This is a genomic window from Thalassotalea sp. G20_0 (genome assembly GCF_017744175.1).
Taxonomy (GTDB): domain Bacteria; phylum Pseudomonadota; class Gammaproteobacteria; order Pseudomonadales; family Endozoicomonadaceae; genus Endozoicomonas.
In genome coordinates this window covers 1-729 of the sequence record NZ_JAGHQV010000358.1, presented here as the reverse complement: position 1 = coordinate 729, position 729 = coordinate 1, and the positions used below count along the sequence as shown (strand labels likewise).

At 52.3% G+C, this 729-nt stretch carries 1 protein-coding gene; it reads right to left on the bottom strand.

Annotated elements, in window-relative coordinates:
• The coding region (locus J7438_RS26490) for an HlyD family type I secretion periplasmic adaptor subunit (RefSeq protein ID WP_209279014.1) at nt 1–729 on the bottom strand (729 nt) is incomplete at both ends.

The following is a 729-nucleotide window of genomic DNA, read 5'->3' as shown; positions in this document are numbered from 1 at the left end:
CCTTTGTCCGGTTTTAATCTCCACCGCCACACTCATCCCCGGCGACAGGTTCACCTTACGATTTTCTACCTGCATCCAGTCTTTTTCGATCTGGACATTGGTCAGATAACGCAGGCCCTGCTGTTCATCGGCCACGGCATCGTTGGAAATATGCGTCAATGCCCCATCGATCAAGCCGTATTTGGTAAAGTTAAAGGTGTCGATTTTCACTTCGGCGCTTTGACCTTCGTGAACAAAACCGATGTCTTTGTTCAGTATCCAGGCTTCCACTTCCATCTTTGCTTCGGCGGGTACAATCTGCATCAGTGCCTGCGCTGGCTGTACCACACCGCCGATGGTGTGCACCTGCAATTGTTGCACCGTGCCATCAATGGGTGAGGTGATCTGTTGCTGGTCGTGCAACTCTTGTGCTTTGATGCGTTCCTGTTCCAGTGTGTCCAGCTGACGGTGCAGCTGTTCCTGCTGATCCAGACTTTCCCGGCGAGTCTGTGCATGGAGGCTGGCCAGTTGATGTTGCAGCGCTTCCGCTTCTGCAGCCAGTTGCTTAACGGCGGCGCTTTGAGCCTTGATATCTTCTTCCAGTTCGATGCGTTGCTGTTCCAGCTCCAGGTATTCCACTCTGGAGCCGTAGCTTTTGTCATAAAGCGCTTTCAGTGATTGGGTGCGTTCTTCAATAATGGGAAGAACCCGCTTCAGCTTGTTCACCTGGGCGACAATGGTTTGTTGCTC